At 67.3% G+C, this 19,401-nt stretch carries 22 protein-coding genes; 12 read left to right on the top strand and 10 right to left on the bottom strand.

What is annotated here, in order from left to right; genetic code table 11:
* Positions 1-43 precede the first annotated feature (43 nt).
* The 3 genes from motB to msrB all read right to left on the bottom strand — a co-directional run bounded on the left by motB (position 44) and on the right by msrB (position 2,399).
* On the bottom strand, positions 44-982 hold the full coding sequence (gene motB / locus SriyCCGPB3_RS02220) for a flagellar motor protein MotB (protein WP_014035837.1): 939 nt from the start codon (positions 980-982) through the stop codon (positions 44-46).
* Between the two features lie 3 nt (positions 983-985).
* Positions 986-1,840 carry a flagellar motor stator protein MotA gene (motA, locus tag SriyCCGPB3_RS02225; RefSeq protein ID WP_014035838.1) on the bottom strand — a complete coding sequence of 285 codons (855 nt, stop codon included), beginning with the start codon at positions 1,838-1,840 and terminating at the stop codon, positions 986-988.
* A gap of 91 nt (positions 1,841-1,931) precedes the next feature.
* Positions 1,932-2,399 (bottom strand): peptide-methionine (R)-S-oxide reductase MsrB, encoded by a 468-nt coding sequence (gene msrB, locus SriyCCGPB3_RS02230; protein WP_005415117.1) that lies wholly within the window; start codon positions 2,397-2,399, stop codon positions 1,932-1,934.
* A 140-nt stretch (positions 2,400-2,539) separates the two neighbouring features.
* Between msrB and SriyCCGPB3_RS02235 the strand changes: the two genes are divergently transcribed.
* Positions 2,540-2,914: a classical arabinogalactan protein 4 gene (locus SriyCCGPB3_RS02235; RefSeq protein WP_164161793.1), complete on the top strand. Its 375-nt coding sequence runs from the start codon at positions 2,540-2,542 to the stop codon at positions 2,912-2,914.
* Between the two features lie 144 nt (positions 2,915-3,058).
* Positions 3,059-3,250: a lana protein gene (locus SriyCCGPB3_RS02240; RefSeq protein WP_164086219.1), complete on the top strand. Its 192-nt coding sequence runs from the start codon at positions 3,059-3,061 to the stop codon at positions 3,248-3,250.
* Between the two features lie 111 nt (positions 3,251-3,361).
* On the opposite strand, the gene SriyCCGPB3_RS02245 is transcribed toward SriyCCGPB3_RS02240, so the two are convergent.
* Positions 3,362-3,841, bottom strand: coding sequence for a winged helix-turn-helix transcriptional regulator (locus SriyCCGPB3_RS02245; protein WP_005407919.1), 480 nt, complete (start codon positions 3,839-3,841; stop codon positions 3,362-3,364).
* Positions 3,842-3,990: 149 nt separating this feature from the next.
* On the opposite strand from SriyCCGPB3_RS02245, the gene SriyCCGPB3_RS02250 reads away from it, so the two are divergent.
* Together SriyCCGPB3_RS02250 and alr are read left to right on the top strand one after the other, a co-directional pair.
* On the top strand, positions 3,991-5,295 hold the full coding sequence (locus tag SriyCCGPB3_RS02250) for a D-amino acid dehydrogenase (RefSeq protein WP_005412127.1): 1,305 nt from the start codon (positions 3,991-3,993) through the stop codon (positions 5,293-5,295).
* Positions 5,274-6,341, top strand: a complete 1,068-nt coding sequence (gene alr / locus SriyCCGPB3_RS02255; protein WP_164161795.1) for an alanine racemase — start codon at positions 5,274-5,276, stop codon at positions 6,339-6,341. The genes SriyCCGPB3_RS02250 and alr overlap by 22 nt, the downstream gene beginning before the upstream one ends.
* A gap of 102 nt (positions 6,342-6,443) precedes the next feature.
* Here the strand turns inward: alr and SriyCCGPB3_RS02260 are convergent, their stop codons facing one another.
* On the bottom strand, positions 6,444-7,007 hold the full coding sequence (locus SriyCCGPB3_RS02260; RefSeq protein WP_110710934.1) for a DUF3016 domain-containing protein: 564 nt from the start codon (positions 7,005-7,007) through the stop codon (positions 6,444-6,446).
* A gap of 243 nt (positions 7,008-7,250) precedes the next feature.
* Between SriyCCGPB3_RS02260 and SriyCCGPB3_RS02265 the strand changes: the two genes are divergently transcribed.
* Entirely contained in the window at positions 7,251-9,239 is a 1,989-nt protein-coding gene (locus tag SriyCCGPB3_RS02265; RefSeq protein WP_153856211.1) for a hybrid sensor histidine kinase/response regulator, read from the top strand.
* Between the two features lie 43 nt (positions 9,240-9,282).
* Positions 9,283-9,576 (top strand): DUF3247 family protein, encoded by a 294-nt coding sequence (locus SriyCCGPB3_RS02270; RefSeq protein WP_110710936.1) that lies wholly within the window; start codon positions 9,283-9,285, stop codon positions 9,574-9,576.
* A gap of 70 nt (positions 9,577-9,646) precedes the next feature.
* On the opposite strand, the gene SriyCCGPB3_RS02275 is transcribed toward SriyCCGPB3_RS02270, so the two are convergent.
* The gene (locus SriyCCGPB3_RS02275) at positions 9,647-9,910 is read right to left on the bottom strand and encodes a hypothetical protein (RefSeq protein ID WP_005407925.1); all 264 of its coding nucleotides are present in this window, start codon (positions 9,908-9,910) and stop codon (positions 9,647-9,649) included.
* Positions 9,911-10,066: 156 nt separating this feature from the next.
* On the opposite strand from SriyCCGPB3_RS02275, the gene SriyCCGPB3_RS02280 reads away from it, so the two are divergent.
* From SriyCCGPB3_RS02280 to SriyCCGPB3_RS02290, 3 genes are read left to right on the top strand one after another with little or no spacing between them, the layout of a single operon-like run.
* The gene (locus SriyCCGPB3_RS02280; RefSeq protein WP_110710937.1) at positions 10,067-11,131 is read left to right on the top strand and encodes a class I SAM-dependent methyltransferase; all 1,065 of its coding nucleotides are present in this window, start codon (positions 10,067-10,069) and stop codon (positions 11,129-11,131) included.
* Positions 11,128-11,829 (top strand): pseudouridine synthase, encoded by a 702-nt coding sequence (locus tag SriyCCGPB3_RS02285; RefSeq protein ID WP_110710938.1) that lies wholly within the window; start codon positions 11,128-11,130, stop codon positions 11,827-11,829. Before SriyCCGPB3_RS02280 ends, SriyCCGPB3_RS02285 begins: the two co-directional genes overlap by 4 nt.
* Positions 11,826-12,509: an HAD family hydrolase gene (locus SriyCCGPB3_RS02290; RefSeq protein ID WP_350259823.1), complete on the top strand. Its 684-nt coding sequence runs from the start codon at positions 11,826-11,828 to the stop codon at positions 12,507-12,509. Before SriyCCGPB3_RS02285 ends, SriyCCGPB3_RS02290 begins: the two co-directional genes overlap by 4 nt.
* 94 nt (positions 12,510-12,603) lie before the next feature.
* On the opposite strand, the gene fabB is transcribed toward SriyCCGPB3_RS02290, so the two are convergent.
* Complete coding sequence (gene fabB / locus SriyCCGPB3_RS02295) at positions 12,604-13,812, bottom strand: beta-ketoacyl-ACP synthase I (RefSeq protein ID WP_350259824.1); 1,209 nt, start codon at positions 13,810-13,812, stop codon at positions 12,604-12,606.
* Entirely contained in the window at positions 13,812-14,327 is a 516-nt protein-coding gene (gene fabA, locus SriyCCGPB3_RS02300; protein ID WP_049432293.1) for a 3-hydroxyacyl-[acyl-carrier-protein] dehydratase FabA, read from the bottom strand. Before fabA ends, fabB begins: the two co-directional genes overlap by 1 nt.
* A 191-nt stretch (positions 14,328-14,518) precedes the next feature.
* Between fabA and dinB the strand changes: the two genes are divergently transcribed.
* On the top strand, positions 14,519-15,589 hold the full coding sequence (dinB, locus tag SriyCCGPB3_RS02305; protein ID WP_350259825.1) for a DNA polymerase IV: 1,071 nt from the start codon (positions 14,519-14,521) through the stop codon (positions 15,587-15,589).
* A 285-nt stretch (positions 15,590-15,874) separates the two neighbouring features.
* Here the strand turns inward: dinB and SriyCCGPB3_RS02310 are convergent, their stop codons facing one another.
* Positions 15,875-16,786, bottom strand: coding sequence for an MBL fold metallo-hydrolase (locus SriyCCGPB3_RS02310; RefSeq protein ID WP_350259826.1), 912 nt, complete (start codon positions 16,784-16,786; stop codon positions 15,875-15,877).
* A gap of 91 nt (positions 16,787-16,877) precedes the next feature.
* Positions 16,878-17,516: an NAD(P)-dependent oxidoreductase gene (locus SriyCCGPB3_RS02315; RefSeq protein WP_350259827.1), complete on the bottom strand. Its 639-nt coding sequence runs from the start codon at positions 17,514-17,516 to the stop codon at positions 16,878-16,880.
* Positions 17,517-17,624: 108 nt separating this feature from the next.
* Between SriyCCGPB3_RS02315 and SriyCCGPB3_RS02320 the strand changes: the two genes are divergently transcribed.
* The gene (locus SriyCCGPB3_RS02320; RefSeq protein WP_153856215.1) at positions 17,625-18,554 is read left to right on the top strand and encodes a LysR family transcriptional regulator; all 930 of its coding nucleotides are present in this window, start codon (positions 17,625-17,627) and stop codon (positions 18,552-18,554) included.
* Positions 18,551-19,342: a class I SAM-dependent methyltransferase gene (locus SriyCCGPB3_RS02325; protein WP_153856216.1), complete on the top strand. Its 792-nt coding sequence runs from the start codon at positions 18,551-18,553 to the stop codon at positions 19,340-19,342. Before SriyCCGPB3_RS02320 ends, SriyCCGPB3_RS02325 begins: the two co-directional genes overlap by 4 nt.
* Positions 19,343-19,401: the final 59 nt, after the last annotated feature.

Raw genomic sequence — 19,401 nt, forward strand, 5'->3', positions numbered from 1 at the left:
TGGGGTCAGATCCCTTTCCCATGGAAAGGGATCTGACCCCGATTCAGCGCGCCGGACCCTGCGCGGCCTGCACGTCCGGGTCGGCGGCGGGGGCCGACAGTCCCACCTGCGGGCCGGCACCGGCCAGGGCGGCTGCTTCGGCGGCCTGGGTCATCACCACGATGCTGATGCGTCGGTTGATCGGATTCTGCGGGTCGGCCTTGTCGAACAGCACCGACGAAGACAGGCCGACCACGCGGGTGATCTTGCTGTCCTCCAGGCCGCCGTCCACCAGTGCGCGCCGTGCGGCGTTGGCACGATCGGCGCTCAGTTCCCAGTTGCCGTAGCCGCGCGCGGCCGAATAGGCGGTGATGTCGGTGTGGCCGGTCAGGCTGATCCGGTTCGGCACGTGGTTCAGGTAGTTGGCCAGCTCGTGCAGGATCTGCTGCGTGTACGGCTTCAGCGTGGCGCTGCCGAGGTCGAACATCGGCCGGTTCTGCTTGTCCACGATCTGGATGCGCAGGCCTTCCGGGGTCAGGTCCAGCAGCAGCTGGTCCTTGAACGGCTCCAGTGCCTGGCTCTTGCTGATCGCTTCCTGCAGTTCCTTCATCAGCGCTTCCAGCTGCTGCTTGTCGCGCTGCTGCTGGTCCACCGGCTGCGGCACGGCTTCCTTCTGGTTCTGGAAGGGATCGTTGCTGCTGCCCCGCGAGATGTCGGTGGCGCCACCGAGCTTGATCATCGAGGTGCTGGCGCCACCCGGGCCGGCCATGCCGGGCGCCGGCGTGGCGTTCTGCCCGCTCAGCGGGCTGGGGTTGCGGAAGTACTCGGAAATGGCCGCACGGTCGTTCTTGTTGGTGGTGGCCATCAGCCACAGCACCAGGAAGAACGCCATCATCGCGGTCACGAAGTCGGCATACGCCACCTTCCACGAACCGCCATGATGGGCGGCGTGGCCGGCCTTCTTGACCCGACGGACGATGACAGTGGGCTTGGTCTCGGCCATGGCTTACTTGACCGTCTTCAGGTGCTGCTCGAAATCGGAGAAGGCCGGGCGCACGTTCGACGGCAGCGTCTTGCGGGCGAATTCCAGCGCGATCTTCGGGTTGTAGCCACGCAGGCAGGCCAGCAGGGCGGTCTTCACCGATTCGTAGATGCGGCTGTCCTGCTCGGCGCGCGCTTCCATGGCGGCTGCCATCGGGCCGACGAAACCGTAGCCCAGCAGGATGCCCAGGAAGGTACCGACCAGCGCGCCGGCCACGTGGCCGCCGACCTCGACGATGTCGCCGCCGATCGAACCCATGGTGATGACGATGCCCAGCACCGCCGCAACGATGCCGAAACCGGGCAGTCCGTCGGCCACCTTGGTCAGTACCTGCGAGGGTGCCATGGCTTCGGCGTGGTGCTTTTCCAGCTCCAGTTCCAGCAGCGGCTCCAGCTCGTGCGGCTCGATGTTGCTGCCGATCATCAGGCGCAGGCAGTCGGTGATGAAGTCGATCAGGTGGTGGTCGGCCTGCACCTTGGGGTAGTTGCTGAACAACGCGCTTTCGGCCGGACGCTCGACATGGTCTTCCAGCGCCATGAAGCCTTCGCGGCGGGCCTTGTTGAGCAGTTCATAGAGCAGGCTGAGGACATCGATGTAGTCCTGCTGCTTGTAGCGCGGGCCCTTGAACACGCCGACCATGGCCTTCAGGGTCTGCTTGACCGTCTTGGCCGGGGTGCCGACCAGGAAGGCGCCGAGCGCGGCGCCGCCGATGATGACCAGTTCGTAGGGCTGCCAGAGGGCACCCAGGCGGCCGTGGGCACCGAGGTAGCCCCCGATCACGCTGATGATGACGACCAGGAATCCAACGATGATGAGCATGGGGCGACGCAAGGAGAGGGGATATCTCCTTGTCGGCCCGTCGCCCGGTTTTCTGAAGAGGGAATTCTGTGAAATCGGTCAGCGGGGTGTTTCAGCCCGCCACGCCGCTTTCGGCGCCGCCACGCTGCAACGGGTCGGGCCAGGGCTCGCCATTGCCGGTGAACGAAAGTGAGACGGAGTTCAGGCAGTGGCGCTCGTAGGTGGGCGGTGGGCCGTCCGGGAAAACGTGACCCAGGTGGCTGCCGCAGCGCGCGCAGGTGATCTCGGTGCGGACCATGCCGTGGCTGGTATCGCGGATTTCGCGCACGTGTGCCGGGTCGAACGGGGCGAAGAAGCTCGGCCAACCGGTGCCGGAATCGAACTTGGTGCTGGAGCGGAACAGCGGCAGCGCGCACAGCCGGCAGCAGTAGACACCCTCGCGCTTGTTGTCGAGGAACACGCCGCAGAACGGCGCCTCGGTACCGTGCTGCAGCAGCACGCGGCGCTCTTCGCTGCTGAGGCCGGCGATCAGCGCCTCGGTCTGGGTGGCGGTGGGGGGCGTCAGGTCGAAGGCAGTCATGCCGGCTCTCCGTGGGGTTGATGGCCTGGGGATGCCGACAAACGTGGGGCTGCGGGCGCAGCCTTGCAAGTGTGATGGCCGTTCATGGGCGGCACACAGGTGCAGGCGCAAGGTAAATGTGATCCACGCCGGAGCGTGACATGAAACCGACCCTTTCCCTGCTGTTGATGGCCCTGGTGCCCACGTTGGCGCTGGCCCAGGTGCCCACTGCCGACCCCACCGCCACCCGCAGTGCGACCACCGTGGCGCCAGCGCCGGTGGTACCGCCGCCGCAGGCCGCCCGCCCGCAGCCGCAGGTACTGCCCTCGCCGCAGCCGGCGCAGCCGATCAAGTCCACCGGCCCCGCCCAGATCGCGCCCACCCCGGGGCCGAAGCCGGCCGACAAGGTATACGACCGCAATGGCCGTATCGTGCCTGGTTTGCGCCCGGCCGGTCCGAACCGCGTGTTTGATTCGCGTACCGGCCGCTATTACGACAGCGTGCCGGCCGGCGATGGCCAGCAGATCAAGCGCTGATCTCGGGTGCCAAACGAGGTTGGCGGCTAGCGCACGCTGTCCGGCCTGAACGCACGAAAACAACCTGCTGCAGATCACTGCTTTTTCGCCTGCGATTAACCGTTCCGGGACCAACGTGACCGTGCGCCGGCATTCCGCCGCCGCATGTCCTTCGTCCATTGGATCGCGATCATGAAAAACCAGCAGAACCGTCATCCCGGCAAGGAACCGCAGGGCCGCAACCCGCAGCAGCAACAGCAGCAACAGCAGCAACAGCAGCAGATGGAGCCGCAGCAGCCGCACAAGGGTGGCAAGCAGCAGGAACAGCGCTCGCAGAAGCATCCGCAGCAGCGCTGACGGTTGCCATGACCGGGGTCAGAGCCCGCTGCGCGGGATCCGACCCCTTGCCGAATCCTGACCGGGGTCGGATCCCGCATGAAGGGCTCTGACCCCAATCGCAGCCGCGCCTCAATCCGGAATCGGCAGGCTCAGCGTTTCCTTCACTTCTTCCATCACGATGTAGCTCTTCGACTCACGTACATGCGGCAGCGTCAGCAAGGTGCTGCCGAGCAGCTTGCGGTAGGAGGCCATCTCGCTGATCCGCGCCTTCAGCAGGTAATCGAAGTCGCCCGACACCAGGTGGCACTCCAGCACGTTGGGCAGCTTCAGGGCCGCGCGCCGGAACTCCTCGAAGATGTCACCGGACTTGTAGGCCAGGCTGATCTCCACGAACACCAGCAGGCTGGCCTTCACCGCCGCCGGGTCGAGGTGGGCGTGGTAGCCGGTGATCACCCCTTCGCGCTCGAGCCGGCGCACGCGCTCGGTGCATGGGGTGGTTGACAGGCCGACCCGCTCACCCAGTTCGGTGAAGGAGATGCGGCCCTCGGCCTGCAGGATGCGCAGGATCTTGCGGTCGATCTTGTCCAGTTCGCGGGTACGGGTGGCCATGGCCGTCAACCTTGGGGAATGAATTGCAGGAGAACATCCTGCCGGTTGATTTCAAAACAGGCAAATCAACTGGGAATGGCTGTCTATACTTCCCCAATTATGGTCCCGGCACGCTCCAGTGCAGGGAATGATCGGGTTGGAGAAGTCCCATGCGAGTCCTAGTCCTCGGCAGCGGCGTGATCGGCACCACCAGTGCCTGGTACCTGCGACAGGCCGGGTTTGAAGTCACGGTCATCGACCGTCAGCCCGGCCCGGCGCTGGAAACCAGCTTCGCCAATGCCGGCCAGCTGTCGTTCGGCTACACCTCGCCGTGGGCCGCCCCGGGCGTGCCGAAGAAGGCCATCGGCTGGCTGTTCGAGAAGCACGCGCCGCTGGCGATCAAGCCGGGCATGGACCTGGCCCAGTACCGCTGGCTGTGGCAGATGCTGCGCAACTGCACCCACGAGCGCTACGCGATCAACAAGGCGCGCATGGTGCGCATGTCCGAGTACAGCCGCGACTGCCTGAACGAGCTGCGCGCGCAGATCGGCATCGAGTTCGAAGGCCGCGACCTGGGCACCACCCAGCTGTTCCGCACCCAGCAGCAGCTGGATGCCTCGGCGCAGGACATCGAGATCCTGGCCCAGTACGGCGTGCCGTACGAGGTACTGGACCGCGCCGGCATCATCCAGGCCGAACCGGCCCTGGCCCATGTCGATGGCCTGGTCGGCGCGCTGCGCCTGCCGCGTGACCAGACCGGCGACTGCCAGCTGTTCACCCGCCGCCTGGCGCAGATGTGCGTGGATGCCGGTGTCGAGTTCCGTTTCGACCAGGACATCACCGGCCTGGAATTCGATGGCGACCGCATCACTGGTGTGCGCATCGACGGCAAGCTGGAAACCGCCGACCGCTTCGTTGTCGCGCTGGGCAGCTACTCGCCGGCGCTGGTGGCACCGCTGGGCATGCGCCTGCCGGTGTATCCGCTGAAGGGTTACTCGCTGACCCTGCCGATCACCGACCCGGCGATGGCGCCGACCTCGACCATCCTCGACGAGAGCTACAAGGTGGCGGTCACCCGCTTCGACGACCGCATCCGCGTCGGTGGCATGGCCGAAGTGGCCGGCTTCGACCTGTCGCTGTCGCAGCGCCGTCGCGAGACCCTGGAGCTGGTGGTGAGCGATCTCTACCCGAAGGGCGGCGACCTGTCGCGCGCGCAGTTCTGGACCGGCCTGCGCCCGGCCACGCCGGACGGTACGCCGGTGATCGGCGCCACGCCGTTCCGCAACCTGTACCTCAACACCGGCCACGGCACCCTGGGCTGGACCATGGCCTGCGGCTCGGGCCGCTACCTGGCCGATCTGATGAGCGCGCGCCAGCCGCAGATCAGCACCGAAGGCCTGGATATTTTCCGCTACGGCCAGTACGGTCACGCGCCGCAACAAGAGAACCGCACATGCGTCCTGCCCGCGCGCTGATCGATCTGGGCGCCCTGCGCAGCAACTACCGGCTCGCCCGTGAACTGGGCGGTGGCAAGGCCCTGGCGATCATCAAGGCCGATGCCTATGGCCACGGCGCAGTGCGCTGTGCGCAGGCACTGGAAGGCGAGGCCGATGGCTTCGGCGTGGCCACCATCGAAGAGGCGCTGGAACTGCGCCAGGCCGGCATCCGTGCGCCGATCCTGCTGCTGGAAGGCATCTTCGAGCCCAGCGACATGGCGCTGGTGGCCGAACACGATTTCTGGTTCGCCGTTGGCTCGCCGTGGCAGCTGGAAGCCGTCGCTGCCTTCGACAGCCCGCGTCCGTTGACGGTGTGGCTGAAGCTGGACAGCGGCATGCATCGCCTCGGCCTGGACGTGGACAGCTTCCGCGCCGCGCATGCACGCCTGTTGGCGCTGCCGCAGGTCGAACGCATCGTGCTGATGACCCACCTGGCACGCGCTGACGAGCTGGACAGCGAGCGCACCCACGAGCAGGCCGCGACCTTCGCCCGCGCCACTGACGGGTTGGAAGGCGAGACCAGTGTATGCAACTCGCCGGCACTGCTGGGCTGGCCGGATGTGCGCAGCGACTGGGTCCGCCCGGGCCTGATGCTGTACGGCGCCAACCCGCTGCCGGACAACACCGCGCTGACCGAGCGCCTGCGCCCGGTGATGACGATGCAGTCCAAGGTGATCGCCGAGCGCTGGATCGAGGCCGGTGAGCCGGTGGGCTATGGCGCGCGCTTCGTGGCCAAGGCACGCACCCGCGTGGGCGTGGTCGCGCTCGGCTATGCCGACGGGTATCCGCAGTTCGCACCGAATGGCACGCCGGTGCTGATCGATGGTCATCCCGGAGCCCTGATCGGCCGCGTGTCGATGGACATGCTGACCGTGGACCTGACCTCGCATCCGCAGGCCGGCGTTGGCAGTGTGGTGGAGTTGTGGGGGAGTGCACCGACGCTGGCGGAACTGGCGCCGCGCTGTGGCGTGAGCGCCTATCAGCTGCCGTGCGCGGTCAAGCGCGTGGCGAAGGTGTACGTGTAGCGCCGAGCCCACGCTCGGCGCCGTGAATGCGTGTCGACCAAGGTCGACACCTACCGACGGGCGTTACGCGCAGTGGTCGCCTGGTGCGGGTCGCCGTGGGGACTAACGCGCGGCGGTGGCCTGGCTGGCCAGCTGACGCCTGACCCAGTCATCGATCAGGCGCTTCTCGTAGCGCAGCGGGTCACTGTCGCTCTTCAGCCCCAGGTTGTGCAGGTAGCCGGTATCGCTGAGGCGCGCATCGCCCTCGCTGACGATACGGCCGCTGGCGTCCTTCAACGTGTACTGCAGGCTGATCCGCGGCGGGTAGATGTCGCGCATGATCCGGATGTCGCGGCCGCGCGGGCCGTGCCACGGCTCGTAGTCACCGGCGCGCTTGATGTCGACCAGGGTCACATCGAGCGTCTGCCCTGGTTGCAGCGGTTTGGCCGCGGTGGTCTGCAGGTAGCGCGCCAGCTGCTGCACCCAGTCGCCACGTTCGGCCTCGAAGCGGTTGGTGCTCTGGCGGATCTCGGTGAACTTGGCCGGATCGTCCCACTTCACGCTGACCGGGCCATCGGCCTGCAGTGCGCGGGGAGCTTCCGGATCGGTCACGGTGCGCGGTGCCGCGCTGGCACCGCCCGCCACAAGGGCGCCTGCCAGCAGGGCAATCGCGAGTGAGCGTTTCATGACGGTCTCCTGCGTCCCTCGATGGGGGCGATGTTGATCACGGATCGAGTGTGATCCTGCTTTCAGGCGACAGCAATGGCCTGATGCGTCGTGCGCAAGGGTGGTTGCCGCCAATTCATCGTCGTCAACCATGACTGACGGCGCTTGACGCTGTGAATACGCCCTTTGGAAGATGCTGTGCCTCCAACCCGGCCTGCACAGACGCCCTTGTCCACACTGCCGCCCCTCGTGGAGCGCCCACCGATGATGGTGCCGGCGCCCGAACCCGACCTGCATCATGGCGTGCTTGAGCGCATCAACGCCGGTTTCTGCGTGATCCAGGTGCTGTTCGAGGGCGACCGGGCCGTGGACTATCGATTCATCGAGGTCAATGACGCCTTCGAGCGGCACACCGGGCTGAAGGATGCACGTGGCCAGCGCATGAGCCTGCTGGAACCGAACCATGAGGAAGACTGGTTCCGCATCTACGGCGAGGTCGCACGCAGTGGCCGGCCGGCACAGTTCGAGATGGAGGCACGTGCGCTGGGGCGCTCGTTCGCGGTCGATGCGGTGCGCGTGGGCCGTCCGGGGGAAGACAAGGTCGGCATCCTGTTCTTCGACATCACAGCGCGCAAGCAGATGGAAGTGGAGCTGGGCGAGAGCGAAGCCCGCTTCAGCGCGCTGGCCGATGGCCTGCCGATGCCGGTGTGGGTACTCGACGAGCGCGGCCATGCCCGCTTCGTCAACAGCGCCTTCAGCGAGTTCTTCGGGGGTGATGAGACGCGTGTGCCGGAAGACGTCTGGCGTGGCCTGGTGCATCCGGATGATGCGTCGGTGTTCGAGTACGAACTGCAGGAAGCGCTGAAGGCGCAACGTTCGATGCATGCACTGGTGCGGGCGCGGCGCGCCGATGGCCAGTGGCGCTGGCTGGAAATGAATGCCCGCCCGCGCTTCTCGCGCATGGGCCGTTTCATCGGCCTGGCCGGCAGCAGTCCGGACGTGACCGAACGACGTGAGATCGAGCTGGCGCGCGAGGAACTGCTGCAGTCCGAGCGTGCCGCGCGCAGCGCTGCGGAAAACATGGCGCGGCTGAAGGATGAATTCCTGGCCACGCTGTCGCACGAGCTGCGCACACCGCTGACCACCATCCTCGGCTGGAGCGAACTGCTGCTGCAGCGCGTGGACAACACCAGCCCGCTGTACAAGGGCCTGAACGTGATCGCCAACAGCGCGGGTGCGCAGAAGCGGCTGATCTCGGACATGCTTGACCTCAGCAGCATGCTGCTGGGCAAGGTGCAGCTGGAGGTGGAAGTGCTGGACCTGCGCACGGTGCTCGGTGAGGCCATCGGCGCGCAGGAACTGGTGGCCGAAGGCAAGGCGCTGGACGTGCACCTGCAGCTGCCCGAGCAGCCCAGTCTGGTACTGGGTGATGCCACGCGCCTGCAGCAGGTGTTCTGGAACCTGCTCTCGAATGCGATCAAATTCACCCCGGCCGAGGGCCGCATCGACCTGCAGCTGCAGGCCGAAGGCAATTACTGGATGATCACCGTGCGCGATACCGGCGACGGCATCGCACAGGAATTCCTCAATCACCTGTTCAGTCGCTTCCGCCAGGCCGATGGCACCACCACCCGCCGTCATGGCGGCCTGGGCCTGGGCCTGGCGATCGTGCAGCAGCTGGTCGAACTGCACGGTGGCACCGTCACCGCCGCCAGCGAAGGCCATGGCCACGGCGCCACCTTCACGGTTCGCCTGCCGCAGCACATTCCCGATGCAGAGCGGCGCCCGCTGCGTGAAGTGATCAGCGGGCCGATCCTGGAGCCGGTGATCGTCGAGCCGTATCCGCTGCGCGGCATGCACGTGCTGGCGGTGGAAGACCAGCCGGAAGTGCTGGAGTACCTGCGGCGCATGCTGGAAGAGCAGGGTGCGAGCGTGTCGGCGGCCAGCTCGGCCGGTGAAGCACTGGCGCTGCTGGCCGATACCGGTCACCTGCAGTACCACGTGATGCTGACCGACATCGGCATGCCGGGCATGGATGGCTACGGCCTGGTACGCACGCTGCGTGAGGACATGGGTGTGGATGCCATGACCCTTCCGGCCGTGGCGGTGACGGCGCTGGCGCGTGCCGATGACCGGCGTCGTGCGCTGGCATCGGGCTTCCAGGAACATGTCGCCAAGCCGTATTCGGTGGCGCAGCTGGTGTCCGCCGTGCGCAAGGTACAGGTGCCACGCGCGGACAGCGCGCTGCACTGAGCATTCACGGCCGATCGGCGACCCTGCACGCAGGAGGTCGCCGATGTCCCGCACAGCTCCCCGTATCCATACCGATCCAGCGCAGATCGCGCGCCTGGAAGCCCTGTTGCCGCAGCTGGAAGGCGAAACGCAGGTGGAACTGACCCTGCACGATGGTCGCCGCCTGCTGGGCACCGTGGCGGTGAAACCCACCCTCCAGCAGTATCGCGATGAGGCCGGTGACGAAGGCAGCAATGGCCAGCTGCGCCTGGATGACTACGACACGCCGGTGCAGCAGCACCATGTGTGGCTGGACGAGATCGCCAGCATCAACCGCCTGCCACCCAAGGCACCTTGATCCGATGTAGAGCCGAGCCCACGCTCGGCTGCGCCGTCGCCCGAGCGTGGGCTCGGGCGCTACAGATGTGTCAGTGCTCGAACAACGTCGGCGTCGCCTCGAACCGCCGCGCATAGGCGCGCTCCTCCGCGACCCTCGCCACCTCGTCATCGGCCAGGTCCGGTGCGCCGTATACCGCATAGGCCACGCTGCCATCGGCGCCATGACCGACCTGGTGCAGCCGGTAGCGCGAGTGGCCGCCGCCGGTGTCCTCGGGGTAGTGCACGGGCGGATGGCTGCCTTCCAGGTCCATTTCACTGTTGTCGACCACGCCACCGACGAACAAGGCTCGCATGCGGGTTCTCCTGGGTTTCCGGGGGAGCCTCTACCCTGAACGTTTCAATGTTGCTGGCAGATCAAGGCCCCGTTCGGGTTTCGCAAAGTTGCCGCCGGGGCCGGCCCGGCCAAGCCGGTACAATGGACGGCCCTCACGCTTGAAGTACCCGCGCCGATGGCCTCCAGCGACGACGCCCCCCTGCAGACCCTGTTCCTGCCGTTCTCCCAAGGTGCCCTGCGCTGGCCGGAGGGTCCGGTGGCCTTCCTGCGTGCCCGCGACGGCTGGCCGCTGCGCGAAGCGGCCGGCAACCGCGAGGTGCACTGCGAGCAGAGCTTCGCCCCGTTCGCGCAGCCGCTGCAGCAGGCCGCTGGCTGGACTGTCAGTGGCCAGCTGGACGATGTGGCCGGCAAGGGCCGCTATCCGCTGGTGCTGGTGTTGCCGCCGCGCCAGCGTGAAGAAGCCCGCGCGCTGTTCGCCCGCGCGCTGGCGCTGGTTGCCGAGGGCGGACGCATCGTCGCCTGCCAGTCCAACAACGAAGGTGCCCGCTCGGGCGAGGGCGACCTCAAGCAGCTGACCGGCCTCGGTGGCAGCCTGACCAAGAACCATTGCCGCGTGTACTGGACCGCGCCGATGCAGGGCCAGCACGACGCTGACCTGGCCAAGCGCTGGTCGGCGCTGGACGCGGTGCGCCCGATCGTCGGTGGCCGTTTCCTCAGCCGCCCGGGCGTGTTCGCCTGGGACCGCATCGACCCGGCTTCGGCGCTGCTGGCCGAGCACCTGCCGGCTGACCTGGCCGGGCGTGCCGCTGATCTGGGCGCTGGTTACGGTTACCTGTCGCGCGAGCTGCTGGAGCGCTGCCCGAAGATCACCGCGCTGGACCTGTACGAGGCCGAGCAGCGAGCGCTGGCCCTGGCCGAGCTGAACCTGGCGCCGCCGCCGCGCCCGCTACCGCTGCGCTTCCTGTGGCGTGACGTCACCGCCGGCATCGAGCCGGGCTACGACGTCATCATCAGCAACCCGCCGTTCCATACACCCTCGCGTGCCGACCGCCCGGACATCGGCCAGCGCTTCATCGCCGTGGCCGCGCAGGCGCTGCGCCCGGGCGGGCGCCTGTACGTGGTGGCCAATCGCCACCTGCCATACGAGTACACCCTCAACGAGAGCTTTGGCGCGGTGCGCGTGATCGCCGAGCGCGATGGCTTCAAGCTGGTGGAAGCGGTGAAGGGGAAGGGCAAGTGAAGCTGGTCAAGCACATCGCCAACCTGGGCTATGGCAGCCGCAAGCAGGTGCAGTGGATGTTCCGCGAGGGCCGCGTCACCGACGCCGACGGCGAGGTGCTGTACGCCGATGACCAGGTGCCGCACGAGGCGATCCGGATCGACGGCGAGCCGCTGGACCCGCCGGTGGGGCTGTCGATCGCGCTGCACAAGCCCGCCGGCTACACCTGTTCGACCAAGGACACCGGCCGCCTGATCTACGACCTGCTGCCGGCGCGCTTCCGCGACCGCGATCCGGTGCTGTCCACGGTGGGTCGCCTCGACCGCGAGACCAGCGGCCTGCTGCTGCTGACCGACGATGGCGGCCTGCTGCACCGGATCATCTCGCCGAAGTCGAAGCTGCCGAAGGTCTACGAGGTGGAACTGAGCGACGACCTGCGCGGCGACGAGGTGGCCCTGTTCGCCAGCGGCACGCTGATGCTGGAGTCCGAGAAGACCCCCCTGCTGCCGGCTGAACTCGAAGTGCTGGATACGCGTCGCGCGCGCCTGGTGCTGCACGAAGGCCGCTACCATCAGGTACGCCGCATGTTCGCCGCCACCGGCAACCACGTGCAGGCCCTGCATCGCAGCCGCGTAGGCGGGCTGGACCTGCAGGGACTGGACGAAGGGCAATGGCGGCAGCTCACTCCCACCGACCTGGATACGCTGTTCGCTCCATGACCACCATCGCTGCGCTGCCGTTCCTGCCCGACGCCGTCATCTTCGACATGGACGGCCTGATGATCGACAGCGAGCGGGTCTCGCTGGCCTGCTGGAGCGAGGCCGCCGACGCGTTCGGGCTGGGCCTGGACGAAACGGTGTTCCTGCGCATGGTCGGCCTCGGTGACCGTGACACGCACGCGCTGCTGCGTGCGCAGGGCATCGAGGACAGCGTGATCGAGGCGGTGGCGGCACGTTGCCATGAGCTGTACGAAGCGCGCACGCAGACTGGCCTGCCGCTGCGGCCGGGCATCCTGGAGCTGCTGGAACTGCTGAAGGCGCATGCGATCCCGCGTGCAGTGGCAACCACCACGCGGCAGCCGCGGGCCAACCGCAAGCTGGCCGCTGCCGGCCTGCTGCCGTATTTCGATGCCGTGATCACCAGTGGTGATGTGGCGCGGCCGAAGCCGGCGCCGGATATCTACCTGCTGGCCGCGCAGCGGCTGGGCCAGGTGCCCGAGCGCTGCCTGGCGCTGGAAGATTCACCGGCCGGCACGCGTGCAGCGCTGGCTGCCGGCATGACCGTGATCCAGGTGCCGGACCTGGTGCATCCGGATGAAGAGCTGCGCGCACTGGGCCACCGCATCGTCGGCTCGCTGGTGGACGCGCACGCGCTGCTGTTGCCGCTGCTACCAAGGTAACGGTAGGTGCCAACCTTGGTTGGCACGCTTTTCAATGCAGTCGAGCACGCTCGACTCTACGGGTGCCGACCGTGGGTCGGCACACCTGCCCCCATCACACCCGCCCGAACACCAGCGCCGCGTTGGTGCCACCGAAACCGAAGCTGTTGGACATCACCGTATCCAGCTTCTGCTCGCGGCTCTCGCGCAGGATCGGGAAGCTTTCCACCTTCGGGTCCAGTTCGCCGATGTTGGCCGAACCGGCAACGAAGCCATCGCGCATCATCAGCAGGCAGTAGATCGCCTCATGCACGCTGGCCGCACCCAGCGAGTGGCCGGACAACGCCTTGGTCGAGGACAGCGGTGGCACCGCATCGCCGAACACTTCGCGGATCGCGTTGAGCTCGGTGACGTCGCCCAGCGGCGTGGAAGTGCCGTGGGTGTTGAGATAGTCCAGCGGGCGGTCGACGCCCTGCAGCGCCATCTTCATGCAGCGCACCGCGCCTTCGCCGGACGGCGCGACCATGTCGGCGCCATCGGAGGTCACGCCATAGCCGATCAGCTCGGCATGGATGTGCGCGCCGCGCGCAATGGCGTGGTCGTAGTCCTCCAGCACCAGCATGCCGCCGCCACCGGCGATGACGAAGCCGTCGCGGTCCTTGTCGTATGGACGCGAGGCGCTGGCCGGGGTCTCGTTGAAGCTGGTCGACAGCGCGCCCATCGCATCGAACATCACGCTCATCGACCAGTGCAGGTCTTCACCGCCACCGGCGAACATGATGTCCTGCGCGCCGTGGCGGATCATGTCCGCGGCGGCACCGATGCAGTGCGCCGAGGTGGCGCAGGCGGCCGACAGCGAGTAGCTGACGCCCTTGATCTGGTAGGCCGTGGCCAGGCAGGCCGAGACCGTCGAGCACATCGTGCGCGGCACCATGTACGGGCCGACCTTGCGCACGCCACGTTCGCGCAGCAGATCGACCGCGCCGATCTGCCACTCGCTGGAGCCGCCACCGGAACCGGCGATCAGGCCGGTGCGCAGATTGCTGACCTGCTCGGGGCTGAGCCCGGCATCGGCGATGGCATCGCGCATGGACAGGAAGGCGAAGGCCGCGGCGTCGCTCATGAAGCGCTTCTGCTTGCGGTCGATCAGGGCGTCCAGATCGAGGTCGACACGGCCGCCGACCTGGCTGCGCAGGCCGGCATCGGCATGGTCGGCCAGCAGGGTGATGCCCGAGCGCCCTTCGCGCAGCGCGGCCGAAACGGTATCCAGATCATTGCCGAGGCAGGACGTGATGCCCATGCCGGTGATGACAACGCGACGCATCAGAAGCTCCCGGTTTCAGTGAACAGGCCGACGCGCAGGTCGCGCGCGCTGTAGATTTCGCGATCATCCACGTACATGCGGGCGTCCGACTGGGCCATCACCAGCTTGCGGTTGATGACCCGGCTGATGTCGATCTCGTAACGCACGAGCTTGGCGTCCGGCAGTACCTGGCCGGTGAACTTTACCTCGCCGCAGCCCAACGCGCGGCCCTTGCCGGGGGCGCCCAGCCAGGTCAGGAAGAAGCCGGTCAGCTGCCACATGGCATCCAGGCCCAGGCAGCCGGGCATCACCGGGTCGCCGATGAAGTGGCAGCCGAAGAACCACAGGTCCGGGCGGATATCCAGTTCGGCGCGTACCATGCCCTTGCCATGCGGTCCGCCGTCCTCGCGGATTTCAGTGATGCGGTCGAACATCAGCATCGGGTCGTTGGGCAAACGGCCGGCAGCGGTGCCGAACAGTTCACCGCGTGCGCTGGCCAGCAGCTGTTCGCGGTTGAACGCGTGGAGACGGGTCATGAAGCACAATCCTGGAAGCGGGGAAACAGGGAAACAAGCGCTCGAGGATGCCCGTGGAAACTGCGCCGATCAAACATTTCAACCGTACGCAACCGTAGTGTTTTCAAGGGAATACGCGCATCCTGTTGATGTGCAAAGACCATACTTCGGCGTGTGGCCCGCCCGGCCCGCCCCCGCCTTTTCCGCCTGACATGACCCGACTGCGCAAGATCATCCACGTCGACATGGACGCGTTCTACGCGTCGGTGGAGCAGCGCGACGATCCGTCACTGCGCGGCAAGCCGGTGGTTGTGGCATGGCGCGGCGCACGTTCAGTGGTGTGCGCGGCGTCGTACGAGGCACGCGTGTTCGGCGTGCGTTCGGCGATGCCCGCCGTGCGTGCCGAGCGCCTGTGCCCGGACGCGATCTTCGTGCCGCCGGACTTCGCACGTTACAAGGCGGTGTCACAGCAGGTACGCGGGATTTTCCTGCGCCACACCGACCTGGTCGAGCCGCTGTCGCTGGACGAGGCCTACCTGGACGTGACCGAGCCGAAGAGCGGCATCGAACTGGCCACCGACATCGCCCGTACCATCCGCGCGCAGATCCGCGAGGAAACCCAGCTGACTGCTTCAGCCGGGATCGCACCGAACAAATTCCTGGCCAAGATCGCCTCGGACTGGCGCAAGCCCGATGGCCAGTTCGTGATTCCACCGCAGCGGGTGGACGCCTTCCTGCTGCCACTGCCGGTGAACCGGGTGCCCGGCGTCGGCAAGGTGATGGAAGGCAAGCTGGCCGCGCGCGGCATCGTCACCTGCGGTGACCTGCGGCAGTGGGCACTGATCGATCTGGAAGAGGCGTTTGGCAGCTTCGGCCGCAGCCTGTACAACCGCGCACGCGGCATCGACGAGCGGCCGGTGGAGCCGGACCAGCAGGTGCAGTCGATTTCCTCGGAGGACACCTTCGCCGAAGACCTGCCGTTGGAAGACCTGGGTGAGGCCATCGTGCAGCTGGCAGAGAAGACCTGGAACGCCACCCGCAAGACCGAACGCGTCGGCCACACCGTGGTGCTGAAGCTGAAGACCGCGCAGTTCCGCATCCTCACCCGCAGTTTCACCCCCGAGCGCCCGCCCGAGTCGATGGAAGAACTGCGCGACATCGCCCTGGCCCTGCGCGCCCGCGTCGACCTGCCGGCGGAGACACGTTACCGCCTGGTCGGCGTCGGGCTGGGCGGCTTCCGCGAAAAGGAACCGATGGTGCAGGGCGAATTGTTCGAGCACTGATCATTGCCGTGCCGACCAACGGTCGGCACCCACCAACAGCAGCAGGTTCCATCAGCAGCAGGTTCCGACAGATGGCGGGAAACTGTCGAAGGCGGGGTGGGTCCGGTTGCGGGGGCGTGAGCCGCATGGATGCGGCGACCGAGCTTACATGGACGTACTTGCAGCGTCCCCCGCAACCGGACCCCCCCCGCCATCCCACGGATAGCCAGCTGTTGCTGTTGCTGTTGCTGTTGCTGTTGCCTCTGCAGGTGCAGGGCGCAGCCCTGCAAAAGAAAACTCCTTACCTCACGGCCACTGCATCTCGCCCTTGGCCACCTTCGCACTCAACTCCAGCGACGCCACGCCGTCCAGCTTCGGGTAGCGCGCCTGCATCGCCTTCACCAGCGCCGTACTGTCCTTGGCCTTTGCCGTCTCGGCGTCGAACGCACGGATGTAGTCCGCGGTGAAGCGCAGCGCACTGGCATCCAGCGCCGCGCCCGGCGCGTAGTGCCCCGGCACTACCACCTTCGGTTTCAGCGCCTGCAGCCGCTGCAGGGTCTGCAGCCAGTCGGCATGTGATTTCGGCGTCTGCGTATCGGCCATCCACACGTGTTCGCCCGCCACCACCGGAATGCCACCGACGATCGCGCGTAGCGACGGCACCCACAGCACCGTGCGGTCCGGCGTCGGCCCATCCAGGCCGATCAGTGGCAGGCGCTCGCCTTCCAGCTGCAGGGCATCGCCGTCCAGCACCTGCGGCACCACGATGCGCGCGGGCACGTCGGCACCCATCTTCGGTCCCCAGTAGGCCAGCTTGCCGGCCTGGGTCTGCTGGATGTGGGCGACGGTCTGCGCGGTGGCGACGATGCGTGCCTGCGGGAACGCGTCCTGCAGCGTGGCCAGGCCGAAGTAGTAATCCGGATCGCCGTGGCTGATGTAGATGGTGGTCAGCTGCTTGCCGCTGGCGCGGATCAGTTCGACCAGCTTGCGCGCGTCGCTGGCAGCAAACTGCGCATTGACCAGGATCGCGTCGTGGCGGCCTTCGATCAGCACCGAGGACACCGAGAACATCGCCTGCGGGCCGGGATGGAAGGTCTGCAGGTGCAGCTGGGATTTCTTCGCCGTGGCCGGCGCTGCGGTGGCCGGCGCGGCCAGCAGCGGCGCACTGGTGAAGCTGGCGGCCAGGGCGAGGGGAAGCAGCAGGGCAGCGGTACGCATTGGAATTCCTTGTGTAGAGCCGAGCCAATGCCCGGCTGCAGGTTCGCGTAGCGCCGAGCGCGGGCTCGGCGCTGCAAGGGACGGACGTGGATCAATACGCCGCAGTGATGATCTGCTTCGGGTACTGGTGCGCTTCCAGCTCGGCGACGAACGCCGCGCCGTAGTCGGCGTAGCTGATGCGGCTGTGGCCGCCGGCATCGGCCAGGAACGCCTTGGGCTGCACGCGGTACTGGCCGCGCTCTTCGCCCGGGCCGATCTCGGCAGCCGGCGAGAAGAAGGTCCAGTCCAGGTCATCCACCGCCTGCAGGCGGTTGAAGGCTTCACGATGGGCCAGTGCGTACGGCTTGTAGGCCTCCGGGAAGGTGGGGGTATCGACCAGCTGCACGCCCGGCGCCACTTCCAGGCTGCCGGCGCCACCGACCACCACCAGGCGCGGTACACCGGCCTTGCGTGCGGCGGCAGCCAGCTGCGCGGCGACCTCGCCGACGCGGCCGATGTCATCGCCCGGACGCGGGCCGTAAGCACTGGCCAGCACGTCGTTGCCGGTGATGGCGGCAACCAGCGCATCCTGGTCATCCAGCGAGGCGATCACCGGATGGGCACCGGCCAGCTCGGCCGGCAGGTCCTGTGCGCTGCGCACGATGACGGTGAGTTCGTGGCCGCGGGCCAGCGCGTGGCGGGCGATCTGGCGGCCGATGTTGCCGGTGGAACCAACGAGGGCGATCTTCATGGCAGGACTCCGTGGGGCGGTGTGGGGTGGGAATGGGGCCACTCTAGGCTGCTGCAGTTGATCGAAAAACAGCGTATAACGCGCTTGTTTGTTGCATGGATCGAGCATATGGACCGATTGACCGCCATGACCGTCTTCGTCGAGGTGGCCGAGCGCGGCAGCCTCACCGCCGCCGCCGAGGTGCTGGACATGTCGCGGGCGATGGTCAGCCGCTATCTGGCCGAGGTCGAGGGCTGGCTGGGCGCACGCCTGTTGCACCGGACCACGCGCCGGGTCAGCCTGACCGGTCCTGGCGAGGCGGCACTGGCGCGCTTCCGGCAGATGCTGGCGATCGGTGAAGAACTGCAGGGCGAACTGGCCAGCGATGATCCCGAGCCGCATGGCACGTTGCGGGTGACCGCCAGCGTCTCGTTCGGGCAGAGCCATCTGGCACGGGCGGTGGCTGGCTTCGTCGCGCGCCATCCGGCGGCGCGCATCGAGCTGCTGCTGGTCGACCGCACGGTGAACCTGGTGGAAGAGCGGGTGGACCTGGCTGTGCGCATCGCGCGCCAGATCGACCCCAGCCTGATCGCACGGCGACTGGCCACCTGCCGCTCGGTACTGTGCGCGACGCCGTCCTACCTGCAGGCGCGTGGCACGCCGACCGCGCCGGAGCATCTGGCCGCGCACAACTGCCTGACCCATCATTACGTCGGCAAGAGCCTCTGGCAGCTGCACCGCGACGGTCGTTCGCTGTCGGTGGCGGTGGGCGGCAACATCAGCGCCAACGAGGCCTCGCTGCTGCTGGAGGCGGTGCGCGCCGGCGCCGGCATCGCCATGCTGCCGACCTACCAGGTGGCGCCGCTGCTGCGCAGTGGCGAGCTGATCGAACTGCTGCCCGATTTCAGCCTGGACGAACTGGGCATTCATGCCGTGTACGCGTCACGGCGCCAGCAGCCCGCTATCATGCGGCGATTCCTGGATTTCCTGGGCGAGTGTTTCGCCAGCCCGGCCTTCCAGGATCTGGATTGGCGCCCACCGGGCAAGGAGCACGCATGAACCATGGACAGGCCTTGATCGACCACAACCGTGCCGCCTGGGACCGACAGGCCAGCGAAGTGCGCGAATGGTCGCGCCCGGTGGAAAGCGCAACGATCGCCGCCGCGCGCGAAGGCCGCTGGCAGGTGCAGCTGACGCCCCGCGCGCTGCCGCTGGACTGGCTGGGGGACGTGCGCGGCCGTCGCATCCTGTGCCTGGCCTCGGGGGGCGGCCAGCAGGCGCCGGTGCTGGCGGCGGCTGGGGCAGACGTCACCGTGTTCGATCTGTCCGACGGGCAGCTGGAACAGGACCGCAGGGTCGCTGCGCGTGACGGCCTGCAGCTGCGCACCGTACAGGGTGACATGCGCGATCTGCATGCGTTCGCCAACGACAGTTTCGATGTGGTGTTCCACCCGATCTCGAACCTGTACGTGCCTGATGTGCGCCCGGTGTGGACCGAATGCCGGCGCGTTCTCGCACCCGATGGCCTGCTGATGGCCAGTTTCTACAACCCGGTGCTGTTCGTCGGCGCGCGCGATCCGCAGCTGGACGCACAGGGTCTGATCCGGCCGCAGTACGCCATCCCCTATTCGGACCTGGAAGACCTGGCGCCGGCCGAGCGCGAGGCGAAGCTGGCACGGGGCGACGCACTGACCTTCGGCCACAGCCTGACCGAGCTGATCGGTGGTCAGCTCGATGCCGGCTTCATCATCGATCGCTTCATGGAAGACTGGCAGCCGCAGCCGCGCTTCCTGATCGACCGTTATCTGCCCACCTTCCTGGCCACCCGCGCACGCCGGATTGGTTGAGGCGGATCGGCGCAAAAACCAGCGGCGTACAATGGACAGCTCCACGTCATGCAGGTGTC

The sequence above is a fragment of the Stenotrophomonas riyadhensis genome, assembly GCF_040256885.1.
GTDB lineage: Bacteria > Pseudomonadota > Gammaproteobacteria > Xanthomonadales > Xanthomonadaceae > Stenotrophomonas > Stenotrophomonas riyadhensis.

Coding starts and splice junctions, on each gene's coding strand:
- SriyCCGPB3_RS02260 (WP_110710934.1), bottom strand. CDS start 7,007: ATGAAACGCTCACTCGCGATTGCCCTGCTGGCAGGCGCCCTTGTGGCG.
- dinB (WP_350259825.1), top strand. CDS start 14,519: ATGACCCGACTGCGCAAGATCATCCACGTCGACATGGACGCGTTCTAC.
- motA (WP_014035838.1), bottom strand. CDS start 1,840: ATGCTCATCATCGTTGGATTCCTGGTCGTCATCATCAGCGTGATCGGG.
- SriyCCGPB3_RS02240 (WP_164086219.1), top strand. CDS start 3,059: ATGTCCTTCGTCCATTGGATCGCGATCATGAAAAACCAGCAGAACCGT.
- alr (WP_164161795.1), top strand. CDS start 5,274: ATGCGTCCTGCCCGCGCGCTGATCGATCTGGGCGCCCTGCGCAGCAAC.
- SriyCCGPB3_RS02270 (WP_110710936.1), top strand. CDS start 9,283: ATGTCCCGCACAGCTCCCCGTATCCATACCGATCCAGCGCAGATCGCG.
- SriyCCGPB3_RS02315 (WP_350259827.1), bottom strand. CDS start 17,516: ATGAAGATCGCCCTCGTTGGTTCCACCGGCAACATCGGCCGCCAGATC.
- SriyCCGPB3_RS02280 (WP_110710937.1), top strand. CDS start 10,067: ATGGCCTCCAGCGACGACGCCCCCCTGCAGACCCTGTTCCTGCCGTTC.
- fabB (WP_350259824.1), bottom strand. CDS start 13,812: ATGCGTCGCGTTGTCATCACCGGCATGGGCATCACGTCCTGCCTCGGC.
- SriyCCGPB3_RS02290 (WP_350259823.1), top strand. CDS start 11,826: ATGACCACCATCGCTGCGCTGCCGTTCCTGCCCGACGCCGTCATCTTC.
- SriyCCGPB3_RS02265 (WP_153856211.1), top strand. CDS start 7,251: ATGATGGTGCCGGCGCCCGAACCCGACCTGCATCATGGCGTGCTTGAG.
- SriyCCGPB3_RS02235 (WP_164161793.1), top strand. CDS start 2,540: ATGAAACCGACCCTTTCCCTGCTGTTGATGGCCCTGGTGCCCACGTTG.
- SriyCCGPB3_RS02250 (WP_005412127.1), top strand. CDS start 3,991: ATGCGAGTCCTAGTCCTCGGCAGCGGCGTGATCGGCACCACCAGTGCC.
- fabA (WP_049432293.1), bottom strand. CDS start 14,327: ATGACCCGTCTCCACGCGTTCAACCGCGAACAGCTGCTGGCCAGCGCA.
- SriyCCGPB3_RS02320 (WP_153856215.1), top strand. CDS start 17,625: ATGGACCGATTGACCGCCATGACCGTCTTCGTCGAGGTGGCCGAGCGC.
- msrB (WP_005415117.1), bottom strand. CDS start 2,399: ATGACTGCCTTCGACCTGACGCCCCCCACCGCCACCCAGACCGAGGCG.
- SriyCCGPB3_RS02310 (WP_350259826.1), bottom strand. CDS start 16,786: ATGCGTACCGCTGCCCTGCTGCTTCCCCTCGCCCTGGCCGCCAGCTTC.
- SriyCCGPB3_RS02275 (WP_005407925.1), bottom strand. CDS start 9,910: ATGCGAGCCTTGTTCGTCGGTGGCGTGGTCGACAACAGTGAAATGGAC.
- motB (WP_014035837.1), bottom strand. CDS start 982: ATGGCCGAGACCAAGCCCACTGTCATCGTCCGTCGGGTCAAGAAGGCC.
- SriyCCGPB3_RS02325 (WP_153856216.1), top strand. CDS start 18,551: ATGAACCATGGACAGGCCTTGATCGACCACAACCGTGCCGCCTGGGAC.
- SriyCCGPB3_RS02245 (WP_005407919.1), bottom strand. CDS start 3,841: ATGGCCACCCGTACCCGCGAACTGGACAAGATCGACCGCAAGATCCTG.